Genomic DNA, 20,585 nt, shown 5'->3' with positions numbered 1-20,585 from the left:
ATTGTAAATTTAATGATTTAGTTTTTGAAAAACAAAAACCATACCCTTTGAAATCTCGTGTCAGCTAATAGACAAAAAAAATAACAATAAAAACGTTAAAAAACGCTTAATTTATTAACTAAAGCATAAAATAAAGTTGTTAATAAATCATTGAAATAAGTGTGTGAAAATAGTTATAAAAATTTCAAAAAAACGTATCTTGGCACGCTTTGAAACTAAAATAATTATTTAATATAACAACTTATGTCTGAAGGAGAAAAGTTAATTCCTATTAACATCGAAGATGAAATGAAATCAGCTTACATCGATTATTCGATGTCAGTAATCGTATCAAGAGCACTTCCAGATGTTAGAGATGGCTTGAAACCAGTGCATCGAAGAGTTCTTTACGGAATGTATGACTTAGGAGTAACATCAAGATCAGCCCACAAAAAATCTGCGAGAATCGTAGGAGAGGTTTTGGGTAAGTATCACCCACACGGAGATACATCTGTTTATGATGCCATGGTACGTATGGCTCAGGAATGGAGTTTGCGTTATCTTTTGGTAGATGGTCAGGGTAACTTTGGTTCTGTAGATGGAGACAGTCCGGCTGCAATGCGTTATACCGAGGCCAGAATGAAAAAGATTTCGGAAGAAATTATGGCAGATATCGAAAAAGAAACAGTTGATTTTCAATTGAACTTTGACGATACATTATATGAGCCAAAAGTTATGCCTACCAGGGTTCCTACTTTATTAGTGAACGGGGCAACGGGTATTGCTGTTGGTATGGCGACAAATATGCCTCCACATAATTTAACTGAAGTTATTAATGGTACTTTAGCATACCTAGACAATAACGATATTGAGGTAGACGAATTAATGACACATATTAAAGCTCCGGATTTTCCAACAGGAGGTATAATATATGGTTATGAAGGCGTTCGTGAAGCATTTAAAACCGGTAGAGGTCGTATCGTAATGCGTGCTAAAGTTGGTTTTGAAGAAGTTGATGGAAGAGAATCGATTATTGTTACTGAAATTCCGTATCAGGTTAATAAAGCTGATATGATCAAACGTACAGCAGACCTCGTTAACGAAAAGAAAATCGATGGTATAGCTAATATTCGTGACGAATCAGACAGAAACGGTATGCGTATCGTTTATATCCTAAAGCGTGATGCAACTCCAAATGTAGTTTTAAACACCTTATATAAGTTTACACAATTGCAGTCTTCTTTCAGTGTAAACAATATTGCATTAGTAAAAGGCCGCCCACAAATGCTGAATCTGAAAGATATGATTCATTATTTTATTGAGCACCGTCATGATGTTGTAGTTAGAAGAACTCAGTTTGAATTACGTAAAGCTGAAGAAAGAGCACATATTTTAGAAGGATTAATTATTGCTTCAGACAATATTGATGAAGTAATTGCGTTAATCAGAGGTTCGAAAAATACAGAAGAAGCCCGTGAAAAATTAATTGAAAGATTTAAATTATCAGATATTCAGGCTCGTGCAATTGTTGAAATGCGTCTACGCCAATTAACTGGACTGGAGCAGGATAAATTAAGAGCTGAATATGAAGAATTGATGAAATTAATCGATCATTTGAAAGCTTTATTAGCAGATGTAAATTTAAGAACCAATTTAATTAAGGAAGAACTTGTTGAAATCCGTGATAAGTATGGTGACGAACGTCGTTCCCAAATTGAATATTCGGGTGGTGATGTAAGTATTGAAGATTTGATTGCCGATGAAAATGTTGTTATTACAATTTCTCATGCAGGTTACATAAAACGTACAAATCTTACAGAATACAAAACTCAAAATAGAGGAGGAGTTGGTCAAAAAAGTGCAGGAACAAGAGATCAGGATTTCCTTGAACACATGTTTGTTGCTACCAATCACCAATATATGATGTTCTTTACGCAAAAAGGAAAATGTTTTTGGATGCGTGTTTACGAAATTCCGGAAGGAAGTAAAACGGCAAAAGGTAGAGCAATTCAAAACTTAGTGAACATTGAAAGTGATGATAAGGTAAAAGCTTTCATTTGTACACAAGATTTGAAGGACAAAGATTATATCAACAGTCATAACCTTGTAATGGTTACTAAGCAAGGTCAGGTTAAGAAAACATCTTTAGAGAAATATTCTAAACCTAGGGTAAATGGTGTTGCTGCTATTACTATTAAAGAAGGTGATGAGTTAATGGGAGCACAATTAACTAATGGTGAAAGCCAGATTATCTTAGCAGTAAAATCAGGTAAACTGGTTCGTTTTGAAGAAACAAAAACGCGTCCAATGGGAAGAACAGCTTCCGGAGTTCGCGGGATTACTTTAAAAGATGATACTGATGAAGTAATTGGTATGGTTACTGTCGATAAAAACGATATTCATGATTCACAAATTTTAGTTGTTACAGAAAACGGTTATGGAAAACGTACAAAATTAGTTGATGACGATGGAGAAGATGTGTACAGAATTACAAACCGAGGTGGTAAAGGAGTTAAAACTCTTAATATTACTGAGAAAACTGGTAAATTAATATCGATTAATGCTGTGACCGACTCTGATGATTTAATGATTATCAATAAATCAGGATTAACTATCAGAATGGCTATTGAAGACTTACGTGTCATGGGACGTGCAACTCAGGGTGTAAGATTGATTAACCTAAAAGGTAAAGATTCAATTGCAGCGGTTACGAAAGTAATGAAAGATGATGCGGAAGAAGTTGTAGTAGATGAAGATGGAAATGTAATAGAATCAGTAATCGAAAGAGTTAAACCAGATTTAGAAGTTCTTGAAGATGATGGTGTTGTAGAAGATGATGAAGATGATGATTCTGAGGAAGAAATTGAAGACGAGGATGATTCTGAAGAAGAAGAATCTGAAGAATAGAAAATTTATCCACACAAATTAAAATTAAATACACAAATTGAATATTATGAAAAGTAAATATGTAATACTTGCATCAGCATTATTGATTTCAGTAGCTACTTTTGCTCAAAAAGATCAAATAAAAAGTGCTGAAAAAGCATTAAAAGGTGGTGATGCTCAAGGAGCAATTTCAATATTGAAAGATGCTGAAAATATGGTAGTAAATGCAAAAGATGTTGAGCAGGCTCAATACTATTTTGTACAAGGTAATGCTTATTTAGAGCTTGCAAACAAAAGTGTAGAAACTGGTAAAAACCTGTCTTTATCAGCAGAAAGTTATAAAAAACTAATTGATTTGGAAAAAGCATCAGGTAAGCAAAAGTATTCAACTCAGGCAGCTACATCAATTACGCAAATTAAGGGTAAATTGATTAATGCTGCTATTGCCGATACTCAGTCAAATAAAGCAGCAGAGGGTGCAAAAAAATTGTATGATGCTTATTTATTAGATCAAAAAGACACAATCAATTTATATTATGCAGCATCAACATATGTAAACGCTCAGGATTATGATGCAGCTTTGCCATTGTATGAACAATTGAAAAAACTAAATTATTCAGGAAAAGGAACTAGCTATACTGCCCTAAATAAAATTTCCGGTAATGAGGATGGCTTCAATACGGCAAATGAAAGAGATATGGCAGTGAAATTAGGTACCCACGAGAAACCTAAAACTGAAACAATTCCTTCTAAAAGAGGTGAAGTTTATAAAAATTATGCTTTAATTTTGCTTCAAAAAGGACGTACTGAAGATGCAAAAAAAGCAATTTCAGATGCAAGAAAAGCAAATCCAGACGATAGTTCTTTAATTCTGTCTGAGGCTAACTTGTATTTAGAAACTAAAGATTTTGATACATATAAAAAATTAGTTGGAGAAGCTTTACAAAAAGATCCAAATAATAAAGAATTAATTTTCAATCTTGGCGTACTTAGTGCAAATGCAAAAAACGCTGTAGATGCTGAGAAGTACTATTTAAAGGTTATTGAAATCGATCCTAACTATGCAAATGCTTATCTTAATCTTGCAGCATTGAAATTAGAGGCAGAGAAACCAATTATTGATGAAATGAATAAATTAGGTACTTCTGCAAAGGATATGAAACGTTACGATGTACTTAAAGGACAGAGAGAAGCTGTATTTAAGAGTGTTATTCCTTATCTTAAAAAAGCAAATGAGCTAGATCCTAAAAACCAAGATGTTTCTAAAACATTGTTAGGTGTATATAAAGCACTTGAAATGACTGCTGAAGCTAAAGCATTAAAAGCTACAATGTAGTATTTGAAATGAGTTAACAATAAAGTAAAACCGTCTAAATATTTAGACGGTTTTTTTTTATACCGTAATTTAAATATTAAAGATAATTATTTTAATTTATTGAAACGACTGTATATCTTATGAATTTGTTTACTAGATATTTAATTTGTTTCGTTATTATTTTCAAATTTAATATCAAAAGTGATTTAATTACTTTTGATAATTAGCTAATGAAAATAAGATGTTATAAGTGTAGTTATCATTCATCTCTAGAATGATCGCTTTTTTTCATTACTGTCGGATAAATTTATTTCGATATCTATAAAAAAAAGAGTATCAATTTTTTTGATACTCTTTTGTGTTGTAAATTAATACTTATCTTCTTCCGTGACCATGATGATCATCGTGTCTGTCATTTCTATCGTCTTGGTCATGTCTATCATGTTTCTCGTGTCTATCATGTTTGTCATAATGTTTGTAATTTTTACGATTATCATGACGACGGTCATTGTAACTGTAAGCAGCTCTCGGTTTGTAACATCTTTGAGGAGCGCCATGGTATCCTTTATAGTATTTTACTTTATGGCGATCAAAGTATTTATAGGGAGTTCTTCCGTGGTAATCTGTTAGTACCACCTTGTAGCCTCCATATAAATCATAATTTCTGTATGCTCTTGGTAAATATGTTGTTCTAACCCATCTTCCTCCTCCGAAATAAATAAATTGTGAAGCACGTACATCATAATAAGCTTCGATATCAGGAAGATAATAATATTCCATTTCTGAATATCCTGCAGGTCCCCATGCAGGCGGAGTTCCTATATTAACGTTTATTGATACCTGAGCTTGTGTCGTATTTGCAACTATTAGAAATAATCCAGCGATTGCTAATTTTATAGTTTTCATTTTTAATAAAATTTAATTGTTAATCTGTGTATGGATATCCATATACTGTGCCAAAAATAATATTCTAGAATGAATTATGTCTGTAAAAATATTTTTTTTGAAAAGTAAAATATGCTGTAATGCTTGATTTTGCTGATTTTTAGAATCTTATGAAATTAAAACAACAGAATCAAAAATTAGATAATTTTTGATTAGATTATTTATATTCTACAATTTTCGGTTTTCCTAATTCAAATGAGTGAAGGCCTATATCTGAAGTTTGAAAAGTATTTGTTTTGAAAATATTTTCGCCCTGAAAAGGTATAGTTGGATAATATGAAACAGAAAGCTGAAATGAACTGAAGACGAGATAATCATTACTTATTAAAACACCCATACTAACTTTTGAATAATATTTGTTTTGAAGTAAACCTGACGTACTGTTTCCCAGAACGGCAATTGAATAATTTAGGTAGGGATTTAATCTAAAACCTAAAATTTCTTTCGGAGCATATGTTTGCGTTTGCAATGTTAATACCATTTTGCTTTTGCCGTAATGAGCTGCATTAAATCCCTGAATTCCGTAATTTTCGTTTATGGTGAGCTGATCACCTATAGAATTAGCCCTGTTAATTCCGATCATTACTTCGGGTTTAATAAATTGCCTTAATTTCCAGTCCCCAAATGTCAATAAATTTGTAAAATAATTGGCTTGAAAGGAAATAGAAGTCTGATAGGTTTTTGCTTGATGAAAAAAAGTGCCAATCTCGAAATTAGTACTCAAAAATCCCCATTTATAATAGTCGCCAAAAGAGGCTTGTGCTCCTATATATGGTCTCCATATTTTATTTTTATACTGATAACCGGCCGTTATTCCGTAAATTCTTCCAATAGGAATGTCTTCAGTATTTCCATTTCTAAAAATATAATTGTCTTTGACGAATTCCCGTGTATTTATTCCAAGACCCAGTAAAACCATTTTTTCGTCTGAAAAAAAATTGATTGTATCAAATGCCAGGCTAGGTTTTTCAGTGTAATCGATATTTAAAAAACGGCCCGAAACAATAAGGTTAGTTGTTCTTTCTTTTTTTGGACTTACACCTGTAATATTAAAAGCTTTACCAACCCAAAAATCATGAGTGTTGTATTTGAAGGGCTGAAATTCATATTTTAAATTTGCATCTTGTAAAGTGTCCCGTTTAAATTGCTGTCCTAAAATAAAACCGCCCGCCCATTTAGTTAAAGGTGAATAAAAAGGACGCTCCATAGAGATACTTTTTATATAGTTATCATCTAAATCATTGTAATATCTTAATTTAGTAGTGATAAAAGTATTTTTGATATTCGGAATAGTGTATAAGGCATCATGTGCATTATGTCCATCGTCAAATCTATTGGTAAATTTATATTCGAGTTGTTGTCCTGAACCTAAAATATTGCGGTCGTTAAATCCAACACCAACTCTTGAACTCGATATTGAGAATTTTGGAAGTAAGCTCCACGAATCTAAAACCCGGACAGTAATATCAATAGAATCATTGCTTGTTGAAACTAGTTCTCCTGAAATTGTAACTTTGCTGACATATCTTTGAGATCTGATAATACGTTCTGTTTCTTTTATTTTATAGGTATCATACGGTGAATTACGTCTAAAGAGTAATAAATTTTGTATAGCGAATTTTTTAGTTTTAAGGTGTAATTTATTTCCTGTTCTCTCTCCCCAATTCTTTGGTGCCATTGTAGAGTCAGTATCTGATCGACCAAAAGGATCTAAGGTAATAATTCTGATTTTTCGAATAATTTTTCCATCAACATTCGGAAGAGATTCTTTTTTGACCAAAGTTTCATTTTTCTTTTTTATTTTGGAAGGTTTGAAAATGATTCTCTTTAAAAAAGTTGTGAATTTTCTTTTTTCTGAAAGTTTTTTTATTTTATCATATTTCTCAATACTATCTTTTTTAGTCTGTTTTTCTTGTGAAGAAGCGCTTTGGGAAAAATTCCAAAGGAAAAGAAAAAGCAAAAAGATTTTGATAAAGTTTCGAGACATGCAAATAAAGTTAGCGTAAATTATTGGTGATTATATAATTTAAAATAATATGCAGAAGATAAAAAAAACAATTTTAATTTTCAGTTTTTAATTTTCTGATTCGCCATGTAAATTTTTTCGGCATATGATTACCCATAACGTAGCCCCAAGGTTCTAAGGGTTCGATTCTGTCAAAAATAATTTTTAAAATAGCCAAAAGCGGAATTGCCAAAAACATTCCTGAAATTCCTGCAATACCCCCGCCTATGATAATTCCAATTATTGAAACTAAAGCATTAATTTCAACTTTTGAATTTATAATTAGGGGAACAAGTATATTGTTATCTATGAGTTGTACAATAATATTTACAATAAGAATACTTATAATTATAGACAAATCAGGAGTTCCGGTAAGTGAAGATAGAATAGTTAGAATGCCCGCAATCATAATTCCGATGTATGGGATTAAATTTAAAATTCCTGTCATAAGTCCAAGCAGAATAAAATATTTGGCTCCTATAATCCATAGGCCCAGACCTGTTAAAATAGAAACTACAAACATTTCGAAAATAAGTCCCAGGATATAATTGTTTATAGAAATTTTTATTTGAGTAATGATCTCTTTCAATTTTGCATGATCTTCCTTGTTAAATAATTTAGCCAAAAAGAGAATAAAGTGAGTTTTGTATAAAAGAAACAAAAATGTAAAAACGACCACAAGCATGGCATTAAATAATATATCGCTTAGTGAACCAATTGCAGTTCCTATAGTTCCAGAGCCATTTTGTACAGAATCGTTCGTTACTTTTTCAATATATTTTTTTTGCTCCCAAATACTTATTTGAAACTTTTCATGAATATAGGATTGCGCATTATTAAAAAAAGCTATTGCATTTTTTTTAATAATATCAAAATCATTAGCAATATCTGTTACCTGATAAGATATGAAAGCTAAAATTGCTGCTATACAAAGAACAAAAATCACTACAGTGATAAATGAAGCAAAATATATAGGAATATGTATTTTGTGATGTAATAAAGTGTGCAGAGGCAATAACAAAACTGTAAATAAAAAGGCTAACATTACAGGAGTGATTATATTACTCCCAATGTAAGTTATGATACCAATACAAATTACAGATAATAATATAAAGGTTAATTTGGCATAAAAAGGCAGTGTGACAGGTTGATTCATTTTATTGGAATTTAAAACTAAAATTAGGCTAATCAAATATTAAACTTTATTTACTTTATATTGTTTTAGCTTTTAAAAAATAGTTTATAAAATTTCCATTAATTGCTAATCAAAAAATTCTTTCTCTTCATACGTGCTGGTCATTATAGAGATTCCTTTCTGTAGTAAGAGATTATTAGGGAAGATGATTTTTTCGCCTTCTTTTGTTCTTAAATTCACATGAAAAGCACTTATGTCTTCAATTTCTGCTTCAATCGGGAAATCTTTGTCATGAATTTTTATAGTGTCTCCAATTCGGAAAGGAAATGAAAAAAACAAAATCATTCCGGAAGTGATATTGCTTAAAATTGACCATTGTGCAAACATAGCAACGCCAATTACAGTTGTAATTGATGAAACGGTTATAAATATATCCTTAGTATCGACTCCCCAAATGATGATTAAACTAATAATCACCAGTGTATTCATTAGTAAATGAATGTATTTAATAATAAGGTTTGTTCTGTGTTCAAGTCTTTCACTGGTTTTTGCAAATTTTCGAATTAGTTTAGCTACTATTATTCTAAGCAACATTAATACTATAAAGAGGACTATTGTTGCTAATATTTCTTTTGAATATTCCTTGAAAGAAAACATAATTAAATTTTTACTCTAATATACTTAAATAATTATAAACTTTTGATGTTGGTAATCCCATAACATTGGTATATGAACCTTCGACTTTAGCAACAGCCATAAAACCAAACCATTCCTGTATGCCATAAGCGCCGGCTTTATCATAAGGTTTATAGTTTTCTATATAGTATAAAATAGCTTCATCAGATAAATTATTGAAAGTAACTTTTGTAATATCATTTAAAATTGTAGAAGAAGAGCTGGTTTTAAAACAAACCGATGTTATAACTTCATGAGTAGTACCGGACATAGATTTTATCATTTCAAAAGCTTCTTTAGCATCTTTAGGTTTGCCTAATGCTTTATTTTGGTGCCATACAATAGTATCGCTGGTAACTAAAATTTCGTTTTCTTTCAATTCTCCTTCAAATGCATTTGCTTTCAAAAGTGCTAAAAAGTCTGTAATTTCTATAGCCTTTAATTCTGGAGGATATATTTCTTCAATATCTTTTAAACGAATTTCAAACTCCAAATCCAAATCCTTAAAAAATTGCTGTCTTCTAGGCGAACCCGAAGCCAGAATTAAGGTATATTTTTTTAGTTTTTCTTTAAGCATTATAATGAATGTTTAAGGTAATTACCACAATTGATAAAATTCCGAAAAGTAAAATTAATTTTAAAACAATACTCAAATGATGAAACTCTTTTTGTGATTTAGCAGTAAATGCTTTAATTATAAAATAAAGGAGCGGCGCCAAAACGAATATAAATGAATATAAGGTAGCTATCAAAAGACCATTTTCAACAAAATAGTTTTTAATGTAAAAAAGCAATAGAACAAAAGGAATAATGGAAATAATTGAAGCAATTTTTGTCGTCCGGCTAACACCAATAGCAATAGGAAGCGTATTCATCCCCTGGTTGTAATCTCCATTAACATCTTCTATGTCTTTGATTATTTCCCGGATAAAATTAATCATGAAAGCAAATAGAGCATAATCGGTTAAAATGGAAAACAAACTGGTCATTTGTGCTTTGTTTTCGGGTATTATTGCAGGAAAAATATCGAAAATCCCAATAATAATTACACTCAGTGCCAATACCAAAGCCACAATAATGTTTCCTAAAATCATAATTTGTTTCAGGGTTGTGGAATAAAAATAAAGCATTGAAGCAATTAATATAAAAATAGTAGAAAAACCCGGTCTCTGAATAACATTTGATAAATAAAATCCAATTGCAACACCCGTAATATTCAGGGCAATATAAATGTTATAACCCCTGGCTTCAGAAATTCCTTTACCAATTATAACATCGTTTGGTTTATTGATTCTATCAGTTTCAGTATCAAAAATATTATTAATTACATAACCTGCAGCAGCAATTAAAACGGTACTTAAAACCAATAAACCATATTGCCAGTCTGATAAGGCCAAAGGAATATTCTGTCCTTTTAAAAAGGCATAACGGAATAAAAACTGCATAAATGCAAGCATTAATAGGTTTTGATAGCGAATGAGTTTAAGATATTTCATTTTATAATATTCTAAGTAGGTAATTGTTAGGGATTTTGTTAAATTAAACTAATCGTGTTGACCATTAAAATATTCCATCCATTTTCCCTGTACTTTCATGACTTGTTCGATTACATCACGAACAGCACCTCTTCCGCCTTTAACATGTGAAACATAACGGCAAATATTTTTAATTTCAGGACTTGCATCCTGAGGGCAGGTTGGTAAACCAACAAGTTTCATAACATGAAAATCAGGAATATCATCCCCCATATATAATACATTTTCAGGTTTAATGCTATTATTTTCAGTATATTCCTTAAAAGTTTGTACTTTATCAGGAGTTCCTAAATATATATCCGTTACTCCTAAATTACGCAATCTGATGCGAACGCCTTCATTGCTTCCGCCGGAAATAATACATACTTTAAAACCACTTTCTACAGCTGCTTTCATAGCATATCCGTCACGGATGTTCATTGTACGAAGCATTTCGCCTTCGTTGGTTACAAAAACAGAACTGTCTGTAAGTACGCCATCGACATCAAAAACAAACGTTGTGATGTCATTCATTATTTCTTTAAAGTGTTTTGCCATTATTTTGTATAGATTGTGTTAGGATTTTATAGATGTTTCTCTGATTTTCATTAGTTAAATAATTCAGATGCGCCTCAATTGTGACAGAATCATTGCGTTTTGCCGGACCTGTTTGGGCGTCAACGGGTGTAAGGGTTTTTATTTTTTCTGCAGTTTCGAGAATGAGGGGTTTTAAAATTTCGAAAGGAACCTGGTGTTCTTCACAAATTTCTTGTCCAATTTGATACAAATGATTTGTGAAATTGTTGACAAAAACAGCTGAAACATGTAATGCTTTTCTTTGTTCTGAACTGATTGAAAAAACAGTATTCGAAATGCTTTTAGCAACCGTTTCCAAAATACTGTAATCCGCTTCATTTTCTGCTTCCAGACAAATCGGAATAATTGAAAAATCAACAGGCTTGGTTTTGGAAAAAGTTTGTAACGGATAAAAAACGCTTCTTCGGTTTTTCAAATTTAAAAGATTAATTGAAGAAGTTCCTGATGTATGAGCTACTAATTTATTTTGAAAAGGTAATTGTTCTGATACTTCAGAAATGGCATCATCTGTAATCGAAATAATATACAAATCGGCTTCTTTTAAATCTGAAAAATCAGTTACAATTTTTTCAGAATCAACCAGATGTAATAAGGCTTCTTTTTTTCTGCAAAATACTTGTCCAATTTTGACTGATTCACTTTTAGTGAAAGCTTTTATCAAATGCTGAGCGACATTTCCTGAACCGATTATTGTTGTTTCAATCATGTCGCAAAATTAGCATTTTTTTAAAGATATAGAAATGTTAGAGTTTTGAATTCATTATGTGAAATTTGTACTTGAATGGTATAAGGAGTCATTAAAATTGAATTGTAATAGAAAACCTGTTTAATTAAGATTTAACTAAGTTTAAATGAACTCTTTTTGGTTTTTATTAACAAAAGACAAATACTGCAACTCAACATTTTTAAGTACTTTTGTGCCACTTTTATACACAGTAATTCCTTCAAAAATGGATAAAAAAATATTCTCTTTTTTGTTTTCTACACGATTAATGGCCGTTCTTTTTTTAACATTTGCAGTCGCAATGGGTATTGGGACTTTTATCGAAAGTAAATACAATACGGATACCGCCCGAATTTTGATTTATAACACATGGTGGTTCGAGGCTATAATGGTCTTTTTTATGATAAATTTCTTTGGAAATATTAAACGTTATCAATTATTGAAAAAAGAAAAATGGGCAACTTTATTACTTCACGTTGCTTTTATTTTTATTCTTTTAGGAGCTTTTATTACTCGTTATATCAGTTATGAAGGTGTAATGCCAATCCGTGAAGGTGCTGCAGAAAACCAAATTCTTTCAGAAAAAACATTTTTAACCGTTTTTGCAGACGGAGAATATAAAGGAGAAATGAAACGCAGAACTTTTGAGGAAAGCTATTTGTTTTCGCCTGTTACCAATAATGATTTTACACTTTCGGGTAAATTTGACCAAACTCCTTTCGAAGTAAGTTACGTTAAATACATCATGGGAGCAAAAGAAACTATAAAGCCGGATACAAAAGGAGTCTTATACATTAAATTAGTTGAAGCAGGAGCCGGTGGACGTGAGGAACATTTTCTGAAAGAAGGTGAAGTTCAAAATATTCACAACGTTTTATTCGCCTTGAATAAACCAACCGATGGTGCAATTAATATAAATACAACTGGAGATAAATATACTATTCAGACTCCTTTTGAAGGGGACTTTATGCGAATGGCTGACAAATTTCAGGGAAAAGTAACCAAAGATAATGTACAGCCTTTAATGATGCGTTCTTTGTACAGTATTGGTGATATACGAATTGTATTTCCGGATCCTGCAGTAAGAGGAACTGTTGATTATGAATCAAATAATGATTTTAAAGCTAAAAATCATAATGATGCCTTAATTGTGAAATTGAGGGCAGAGGGGCAGGAAAAAGAAGTTACACTTTTAGGATCAAAAGGTAAACAAGGAGAGCCAAAATCAATAAAAATTGGAAACATTGATTATACCTTATTCTACGGAAGTAAAGCTTATACAACACCTTTCAAAATCAAACTAAATGATTTTATAGCTACTAAATATCCTGGGACAGAGAAGAGTTATTCCTCTTTTGAAAGTAAAGTAACTGTTCAGGATTCATCTGAAACTTTTGATGCCCGAATTTATATGAACCACGTTTTAGATCATAAAGGATATCGTTTTTTTCAAGCAGGATTTGATCCGGATGAAAAAGGAACAATTTTATCTGTAAATCATGATTTTTGGGGAACTTCAATTACTTATTTAGGATATTTTATGTTGTATTTTGGTTTAATGGCTATTATGTTTACCAAAGGTTCCCGTTTTGCAGATCTAAAACGCAAACTTGAAAAAGTAAAAAATAAGAAGGCAAAATTAATTACGATTTTGATTTTAATGCTAAGTTTTAATGGTTTTGCCCAGGAACCTCATGTTCATACTCCTGGTCATAATCACGATCACAATCATACCGAAGACCCTAACGATCATGCAAATCATGTTACACGTCCGCCAAGTCAAAAACAAATGGATTCATTGCTGAATATTTACAAAGCACCAAAAGAACATGCCGCTAAATTTGGACGTTTGATTATTCAGGATGCAGGAGGAAGAATGAAGCCTATCAATACTTTCTCTTCTGAATTATTACGAAAAGTAAGCCATAAAGATACTTACAACGGAATGAATTCTGATCAGGTATTTTTATCAATGACACAATATGCACAGGTTTGGATTCAGGTTCCGCTAATTTATATTAAGAGTGGAAACGACAGTATCCGTAAAATCATAGGAGTTGACAAAGACGCAGAATTTGCTCCATTTGTGAAGTTTTTTGATGAAAACGGAAATTACAAATTATCTCCTTATTTAGATGATGCTTATAAAGCTGCAAATCCGAATAATTTTGAGAAAGATTTTGTAGAAACAGATAAGAAAGTAAACCTGATGGAATCTGCTTTAAGCGGCAGTATATTAAGGATTTTTCCAATTCCGAATGATCCAAATAATAAATGGATTTCTTATTTAGAAATTGGCAACGCTGGTTTAAAAGGAATGGATGAAACTTATGTAAAGCAAATAATCCCATTGTATTTTAATGCTTTAAATAACGGTTCAATTTCTAAAGATTTTAAAACTGCAGATGATTTGGTAGAAAGTATCAATGGTTTTCAAAAGAAATTTGGAGCAAAAGTTCGTCCAAGCGAGCAAAAAATTGATGCCGAAATCGCCTATAATAAATATGATGTTTTCAAAGTACTGCCATATTGGTATATAACGGCTTCAATTTTGATGTTGTTTTTTACCATCTTAAATATCTTTTTTGAGAAAAAATGGATTCGCATAACGGTAAATGGTTTCCATATAATTGTAGCATTATTATTTTTGCTTCACACATTGGGATTGATTGCACGCTGGTATATTTCAGGTCACGCTCCGTGGAGTAATGCTTACGAATCTATAGTTTATGTGGCTTGGGCAGCGATGTTCTTCGGATTAGCTTTTGATTTCGGAATTATTTTTCCTAATATGTCTATATTATGGCTTTTATTCCATTTGTCTGCTATTAAAACGGAAAGTAAATCAAAACTGACCGTTGCATCATGTGCCTTTGTAAGTGCAATGATTTTAATGGCGGCCTACATGAACTGGATTGATCCGGAAATTGCCAATTTACAGCCTGTTCTTAATTCCTATTGGTTAATGATTCACGTTGCGGTAATCGTAGCGAGTTACGGCCCATTTGCATTAGGATTTATACTTGGTTTTGTGTCTTTGGTGCTGATTTTCTTTACCAACAAAAACAACAAAGCCAAAATGGATTTGAACATCAAAGAGATCACATACATCAACGAAATGGCATTGACAATTGGTTTAATCATGTTGTCGATAGGAAACTTCCTTGGAGGCCAATGGGCCAACGAAAGCTGGGGACGTTACTGGGGATGGGATCCAAAAGAAACTTGGGCTTTAATCTCGATTATGGTCTACGCATTTGTAATTCACGCTCGTTTTGTACCAGCTTTACGCGGAAAATGGTTTTTTAATTTAATGAGTATGTTTGCTTTTTTATCTATTTTGTTTACTTATTATGGTGTAAATTTCCACTTGGTAGGTCTTCACTCATACGCAAGCGGAGAGGCACATTCGTTAAACTGGATCTGGTATTCATTAGGGACGATTTCAATAATTGGAGCCATAACATATCCTAAATATCGAAAATATTATAAAAAATAATAGTTATTAATTCACATAGAAGGTTCAGCTTTACGGTTGAACCTTTTTTTCTTTAGAAGAATTGGTTTGTAATTTAGTAAGTTTAAATTTAGAAGCTGTTCCTGCTGTCCACTATATCTTTTGTGGCGAACCCCGCCACAAAAGGATGCCGTTTCCATCAGGGCTAGGGCTTTTAGTTTTCATTATAAAATTTAAGGCATAAAAAAAGGATAGCTTTTACTATCCTTTTTTTATAAATATATTTTATTAGATTATTTTTTAATGATTTCCTCTAGAACAGCTTTGTTTTCGTAGTTGGTCACTTTAAGAATAATCTCTTGGTTTTTAATCGTTTTTCCTTCTATAATATATAATTTTCCTTTTTTGTACGGAACATTACTCTGATCAAAATCGACATCACCAAACTGCAATGTATTTTTAATATCACTGGTGTCTACCCATTTTTGATTAAGCGTTTGAATTGCTTTTTCTGAATACTGAAAAGGTTTGGTTCTCAAACTATTTAAAACCCGGGCATTCGGAAAGTAATTGCAGCGAGTATCTTTTCCACTAAAAACGAGCGCTACAAAAAAGCATCCCATAACTAAACCAACCAAATAATAAGCAAAACGATGTACGAACTTCATGAATTAATTTTTTTTGCAAAGGTAAGTTAAAGTTGTTTTAGAAAACAAGTAAATTAATATCGTTGTCAGGTAAATCAAACCATTCTCCAATAGCTTTGTTAGTCAGGATTCCGTGGTATAAATAAATTCCGTTTTTTAAGCCTTTATTACATCTGATAGCACTTTCTAAACCACCATCTTCAGCTATCTGAAGCAGATAAGGAGTAATGATATTACTTATTGAAAGAGAAGCTGTTTTAGAATATCTGGAAGGAATATTGGGTACGCAATAATGTAAGACATTGCTTTTTATAAATGTTGGTTTTTCGTGGGTTGTTACCTCAGAAGTCTCAAAACAACCTCCGGTATCAATACTTACATCAACAATTACAGCACCTTTTTTCATATGTTCTACCATAGTTTCAGTAACAACAATCGGACAGCGTTCTTTTCCTCGCATAGCACCTATGGCAACATCACAACGTCTTAAGGCTTTAAGTAGTGCTTTCTGTTGAATTGTTGAAGTAAAAACACGTTGATTAAGATTATTTTGTAAACGACGCAATTTAGTAATAGAATTGTCAAAAACTTTTACATTTGCGCCTAACCCAATAGCGGTTTTTGCAGCAAATTCACCTACGGTTCCAGCACCTAAAATAACGACATCAGTAGGAGGGACACCAGTAATGTTTCCAAATAAAAGTCCTTTTCCAAATTCATTTGTAATCATGAGCTCTGCAGCAACCAGAATAGAAGCTGTTCCGGCAATTTCGCTTAATGATTTTACGGCAGGATAGGAGCCGTCTTCGTCTTTAATATATTCAAAAGCAAGTGCAGTGATTTTTTTTTGAGCTAAAGCTTCGAAATAAGCTTTCTTTTTTGTTTTCAACTGAATCGCAGATATGATTGTCGTTTCAGGATTAATCATTTTGATTTCTGCCAAAGTAGGCGGCTCAACTTTTAGCAATAACGGACAACCAAAAACTTTTTTAGTGTCTTTTGTGACTTCTGCTCCGGCATCACTGTATTCCTTGTCAGAGTAACTGGAACTTTCTCCTGCCCCGGATTCAATCATAACACGATGTCCCGCATATGTTAAGGAATTTACTGCATCGGGAGTTAAACAAATACGGCGTTCCTGATAACTTGTCTCTTTGGGGATACCGATAAAAAGTTCTCTTTTTTTGCGGCCAATTTCAAGTTTTTCTTCTTGTGGCAACAATTGTTGTTTCGTAAATGGAGTTAAGGTTATTGACATGGGGTATGCAAAATAATTAAGAGTACAAATTACGTAAAAAGTTTTAAAATCATATAAAAATTCTGCTAATACTGCTGTAATAATTAAGGTATTATTTTTTCCATTTTTATGTCTGCTCTTTCATAAAGTCCTTCTTCCAGAACAATTTCAGTAAAGCCGAATTTTTTATATAAATGAATTGCTGGAAGTAAAATTCGATTTGAATAAAGAATAAGTCTTTTAATATTATTTTCCTGAGCAACAGCCAAACAATGATCCAGTAATTTATTTCCAATTCCAGATCCTTGAGCTTTATCTGAAACTGCCATTTTACTCAATTCATAGGTGAGATCATCAATTTTCATTAAAGAAGCAGTTCCTAAAATTTCATTATTATTTTTAGCATAAAAAATAAATCCGCCCTTATTAATTATTTCTTCCTGCGGATTTGAAAGCACGAGATCATCTTTTTCTTCTACTTTGAAATATTTTGTAAGCCATGCAAGATTTAAAATTTTAATGTGATCTTTCAAATCTGATGAAAAAGGGATAATTTCTACGTTATTTTGGGTTTTCATAGTAAATAAAAAAATATAAGTTCACAGAGATTCAGGAAGATTTTAGAAATGTTCCAATCGTTTTTTTTTGCTTCTATGTTTGGTTTTTGTGACATCTTTTATATTTTTTTTAAACCAGCTCTAAATTTCTTTTTCCATCAGCCTGTAATTCAATTGTAACTGCAGAATGTTCTTCAGGAATCAGATTGGCAATTTTCTCAGACCATTCGATAAAACACCAATTTCCCGAATATAGATAATCGTCAACGCCCATATCGAGTGCTTCGGTTTCTTTATTTAATCGGTAAAAATCAAAATGATAAACGGTTTGATTGTTAGAAGTATAATATTCGTTTACTAAAGAAAAAGTAGGGCTGCTTGTAGCATCTTCAACTCCTAAAGTTTTGCATAATTGTTTAATAAGAGTAGTTTTTCCAACACCCATTTCTCCGTTAAAAAGGATTATTTTTTTTGGATTTTGAGCAATAATTTTTTCTGCTACTTCCTGAATCTGATCTAATGAAAAAACGATATTCATTGGTTTGTTTCTTTAATTTAAATCAGTCCCGGAATGTAATTATAAAACCGGGACTAAAATTGTTTATTTTGGGTTGAATACCAAAAGCGGAATAATCATTTCTTCGAGCGAAATTCCGCCATGCTGGTAGGTGTTTTTATAATAACTTACATAATGATTGTAGTTGTTTACATAAGCTAAAAACAAATCATTTTTCGCAAAAATAAATGAACTGCTCATGTTTATGGCTGGCAGACCAATAGTTTTTGGTTCTTTTACTACATATACATCTTTTTGTTCGTACGTTAAGCTGCGACCGGTTTTGTATCGTAAATTCAGACTTGTGTTTTTGTCTCCAACCACTTTCGATGGGTTTTTTACGTTTATGGTTCCGTGATCTGTTGTCAGGATTAATTTGAAGCCTAAAAGTTGTGCCTGCTGAATGATTTCCAGCAAAGGCGAATTTTTAAACCAGCTCAAAGTTAGTGAACGATAGGCTTTATCGTCTGAAGCTAATTCTTTTACAACCTCCATTTCGGTTTTGGCATGAGACAACATGTCAACAAAATTATAGACTACTGTTACCAGATCGTTACCTTTTAAAGCTTTGAAATTTTCTGCCAGCTTTTTCCCCCCGGAATAATTAGTGATTTTAAAATAATCTTCCTTAATATTTAACCCCAGGCGTTTCAATTGAGCACTTAAAAATTCAGCTTCATAAAGGTTTTTTCCACCGTCTTCGACATCATTTTTCCAATATTCAGGAAACTGTTTTTCCATTTCCACGGGCAGTAAACCTGAGAAAATTGCATTTCTGGCATATTGTGTAGCGGTTGGAAGTATTGAAAAATAAGGAACTTCTTTTTCTAATTTATAATAATTTGAGACTACGGTTTCAAAAGATTTCCATTGGTCATAACGCAGATTGTCAATAACAACAAACAAAATAGGTTTGTCTTTCTTTTTAATTTCCGGAACAACCAATTCCTTGAATAAATTATGTGACTGAATAGGTTTGTCTGCTTTTGGAGCAAACCAGTCTTCGTAATTCCGTTCGATATATTTTCCAAACTGTGAGTTGGCTTCGACTTTTTGTGATTCTAAAATTTCGATCATGGCCTGATCGTTGATATTTTCTAATTCTAATTCCCAGAAAATTAACTTTTTGTATAATTCAATCCAGTCTTCAAAAGAATTGACCATGGCTAATTCCATTGAAATTTTTCTAAATTCCTTTTGGTAATCTAAAGTAGTTTTTTCAGAAATTAATCTGGAATGATCCAGATTTTTCTTTAAGCTCAACAGAATTTGATTAGGATTTACGGGTTTTATCAGATAATCGGCAATTTTAGAACCAATCGCTTCTTCCATTATATATTCCTCTTCACTTTTGGTAATCATAATCATAGGGATGGCTGATTTTTTTTCTTTCATTTCAGAAAGAGTTTCTAAACCACTCATTCCAGGCATATTTTCATCTAAAAAAACAATGTCGAAATTTTCTTCTTCAAAAAGACCAATGGCATCCAGACCGTTGTTGCAGGTTGTAACTGAATAGTTTTTTTTCTCCAGAAATAATATATGAGGTTTTAAAAGATCGATTTCATCATCGACCCAGAGTATTTTTATCTTATCCATAATCATAATTGACTTTAATTTTACTGCAATTTAAAAGTCTAGAACTTAAAAACTATTAAAAATAGTATAAAATTAAAGGTTCAGTTGTAATTATCGCGTTTGAAAACAGGAGAGGGGAAAACTATCCGTGAATTGTTTCACCTTTGCCATAATTCGTAATAATAGATTCTTCAAAAGCCAACCATTCTCTCCAGCGTTTTTCAACATCAATTCCTACGCCGTATTTTCTTGCGTATGTGATGAAAGTAGTATAATGTCCTGCTTCGCTTTCCATTAATTCTCTGTAAAAAACAGCTAATTCTTCATCCTGAATGTTTTCAGATAAAACTTTGAAACGCTCACAGCTTCTGGCTTCAATCATTGCTGAAAATAATAATCTTTCAACCAGACCAGAGACACGGCTTCCATCACCGCTTTTTTTCATGTATAAGTAAAGTTCGTTTACATAATCATCTTTGCGCTCACGGCCAAGTTTTAATCCTCTCTTGATAATAATATTATGAACTTGCTCGAAATGATCAATTTCTTCTTTGGCTAAAGCCAATAAATCTTTCACTAAATCCTGATGCTCAGAATTATTGGTTATAATTGTAATTGCATTTGTAGCGGCTTTTTGTTCGCACCACGCATGGTCAGTCAGGATTTCTTCGATATTTTTTTCAACAATATTTACCCATCTTGGGTCAGTTGGCAATTGTAATCTTAATACGCCCATGGTCTTTTTGTTTATTTTGTTTCAGGTTTCAACTTTCAGGTT

The 20,585-nt window shown here is 32.1% G+C and carries 17 protein-coding genes; 3 read left to right on the top strand and 14 right to left on the bottom strand.

Features of this window, described 5'->3' with window-relative positions:
* Window positions 1-243: 243 nt before the first annotated feature.
* Together gyrA and BXU10_RS20720 are read left to right on the top strand one after the other, a co-directional pair.
* Entirely contained in the window at window positions 244-2,886 is a 2,643-nt protein-coding gene (gene gyrA / locus BXU10_RS20725; protein WP_078229402.1) for a DNA gyrase subunit A, read from the top strand.
* A gap of 46 nt (window positions 2,887-2,932) precedes the next feature.
* On the top strand, window positions 2,933-4,201 hold the full coding sequence (locus BXU10_RS20720; RefSeq protein ID WP_078229401.1) for a lipopolysaccharide assembly protein LapB: 1,269 nt from the start codon (window positions 2,933-2,935) through the stop codon (window positions 4,199-4,201).
* A 354-nt stretch (window positions 4,202-4,555) separates the two neighbouring features.
* Here the strand turns inward: BXU10_RS20720 and BXU10_RS20715 are convergent, their stop codons facing one another.
* The 8 genes from BXU10_RS20715 to BXU10_RS20680 all read right to left on the bottom strand — a co-directional run bounded on the left by BXU10_RS20715 (window position 4,556) and on the right by BXU10_RS20680 (window position 11,757).
* Window positions 4,556-5,086 (bottom strand): hypothetical protein, encoded by a 531-nt coding sequence (locus tag BXU10_RS20715; RefSeq protein ID WP_078229400.1) that lies wholly within the window; start codon window positions 5,084-5,086, stop codon window positions 4,556-4,558.
* Between the two features lie 196 nt (window positions 5,087-5,282).
* Window positions 5,283-7,085 carry a hypothetical protein gene (locus BXU10_RS20710; RefSeq protein WP_369803422.1) on the bottom strand — a complete coding sequence of 601 codons (1,803 nt, stop codon included), beginning with the start codon at window positions 7,083-7,085 and terminating at the stop codon, window positions 5,283-5,285.
* 100 nt (window positions 7,086-7,185) lie between these two features.
* Window positions 7,186-8,286, bottom strand: a complete 1,101-nt coding sequence (locus BXU10_RS20705; protein ID WP_078229398.1) for an AI-2E family transporter — start codon at window positions 8,284-8,286, stop codon at window positions 7,186-7,188.
* Window positions 8,287-8,391: 105 nt separating this feature from the next.
* A complete protein-coding gene (locus BXU10_RS20700; RefSeq protein ID WP_078229397.1) occupies window positions 8,392-8,922 on the bottom strand; it encodes a mechanosensitive ion channel domain-containing protein in 531 nt (176 codons plus the stop codon).
* Window positions 8,923-8,932: 10 nt separating this feature from the next.
* Window positions 8,933-9,517 (bottom strand): Maf-like protein, encoded by a 585-nt coding sequence (locus tag BXU10_RS20695; protein WP_078229396.1) that lies wholly within the window; start codon window positions 9,515-9,517, stop codon window positions 8,933-8,935.
* Window positions 9,510-10,436, bottom strand: coding sequence for a geranylgeranylglycerol-phosphate geranylgeranyltransferase (locus BXU10_RS20690; protein WP_078229395.1), 927 nt, complete (start codon window positions 10,434-10,436; stop codon window positions 9,510-9,512). The genes BXU10_RS20695 and BXU10_RS20690 overlap by 8 nt, the downstream gene beginning before the upstream one ends.
* Window positions 10,437-10,484: 48 nt before the next feature.
* Entirely contained in the window at window positions 10,485-11,012 is a 528-nt protein-coding gene (locus BXU10_RS20685; protein WP_078229394.1) for an HAD family hydrolase, read from the bottom strand.
* Entirely contained in the window at window positions 10,996-11,757 is a 762-nt protein-coding gene (locus BXU10_RS20680; protein WP_078229393.1) for a Rossmann-like and DUF2520 domain-containing protein, read from the bottom strand. Before BXU10_RS20680 ends, BXU10_RS20685 begins: the two co-directional genes overlap by 17 nt.
* Before the next feature lie 244 nt (window positions 11,758-12,001).
* On the opposite strand from BXU10_RS20680, the gene ccsA reads away from it, so the two are divergent.
* Window positions 12,002-15,274 (top strand): cytochrome c biogenesis protein CcsA, encoded by a 3,273-nt coding sequence (gene ccsA, locus BXU10_RS20675; RefSeq protein WP_078229500.1) that lies wholly within the window; start codon window positions 12,002-12,004, stop codon window positions 15,272-15,274.
* Between the two features lie 251 nt (window positions 15,275-15,525).
* On the opposite strand, the gene BXU10_RS20670 is transcribed toward ccsA, so the two are convergent.
* From BXU10_RS20670 to BXU10_RS20645, 6 genes are all read right to left on the bottom strand, one after another.
* A complete protein-coding gene (locus tag BXU10_RS20670; RefSeq protein WP_078229392.1) occupies window positions 15,526-15,900 on the bottom strand; it encodes a DUF4258 domain-containing protein in 375 nt (124 codons plus the stop codon).
* A 37-nt stretch (window positions 15,901-15,937) separates the two neighbouring features.
* Entirely contained in the window at window positions 15,938-17,137 is a 1,200-nt protein-coding gene (locus BXU10_RS20665; RefSeq protein WP_078229391.1) for an alanine dehydrogenase, read from the bottom strand.
* Between the two features lie 83 nt (window positions 17,138-17,220).
* On the bottom strand, window positions 17,221-17,694 hold the full coding sequence (locus tag BXU10_RS20660) for a GNAT family N-acetyltransferase (protein ID WP_078229390.1): 474 nt from the start codon (window positions 17,692-17,694) through the stop codon (window positions 17,221-17,223).
* A gap of 109 nt (window positions 17,695-17,803) precedes the next feature.
* On the bottom strand, window positions 17,804-18,211 hold the full coding sequence (tsaE, locus tag BXU10_RS20655) for a tRNA (adenosine(37)-N6)-threonylcarbamoyltransferase complex ATPase subunit type 1 TsaE (protein WP_078229389.1): 408 nt from the start codon (window positions 18,209-18,211) through the stop codon (window positions 17,804-17,806).
* Between the two features lie 63 nt (window positions 18,212-18,274).
* Window positions 18,275-19,828 (bottom strand): bifunctional response regulator/alkaline phosphatase family protein, encoded by a 1,554-nt coding sequence (locus tag BXU10_RS20650; RefSeq protein WP_078229499.1) that lies wholly within the window; start codon window positions 19,826-19,828, stop codon window positions 18,275-18,277.
* A 121-nt stretch (window positions 19,829-19,949) separates the two neighbouring features.
* Complete coding sequence (locus tag BXU10_RS20645) at window positions 19,950-20,543, bottom strand: tRNA-(ms[2]io[6]A)-hydroxylase (RefSeq protein WP_031457660.1); 594 nt, start codon at window positions 20,541-20,543, stop codon at window positions 19,950-19,952.
* Window positions 20,544-20,585 lie beyond the last annotated feature (42 nt).

The sequence above is a fragment of the Flavobacterium sp. LM4 genome (assembly GCF_002017935.1).
GTDB classification, from domain to species: Bacteria; Bacteroidota; Bacteroidia; order Flavobacteriales; family Flavobacteriaceae; genus Flavobacterium; species Flavobacterium chungangense.
Note: the sequence above shows the minus strand (reverse complement) of the source record. Positions and strands in the feature narration are given on the sequence as shown.